The 381-nt window shown below is 68.0% G+C and carries 1 protein-coding gene; it reads right to left on the reverse strand.

What is annotated here, in order from left to right:
- Positions 1–381, reverse strand: a 381-nt coding sequence (locus tag KSP9073_RS17415; RefSeq protein WP_243409289.1) for an amidase family protein, incomplete at both ends; no start/stop codon positions are given.

The raw sequence follows: 381 nt of genomic DNA on the forward strand, positions 1-381 counted from the left end.
CAAGGCAATTCGCAGCCGGCCGGGTTGGCGTGCGGCCGCGGCCACAAACTCGCCTTCGGGACCAGGCACCGTTGTGGTCGCGTCCAGTAGCAACGCCGCGTCCATTACCGACCGCGCGATCGGGCCATTGACGCTCAGCCCCTGCCAGGCCCCGTCGTGCGGCTCCAAGGAAATCCGATCGCGCTGTGGTTTCAGCCCAAACAGACCGCACCAGGTACACGGGATACGAATCGATCCGCCACCATCGGATCCCAGTGCCACTGGCGCCAGCCCGGCCGCTACCGCCGCAGCGCTGCCGCCGCTGCTGCCGCCAGGGGTTCGATTGAGGCACCACGGATTCCGGGTGGCCCCGAAGGCCAGCGACTCGGTGAAGGGCATGAT

Origin of the sequence: Kushneria phyllosphaerae (assembly GCF_900312995.1) — a bacterium.
GTDB lineage: Bacteria > Pseudomonadota > Gammaproteobacteria > Pseudomonadales > Halomonadaceae > Kushneria > Kushneria phyllosphaerae.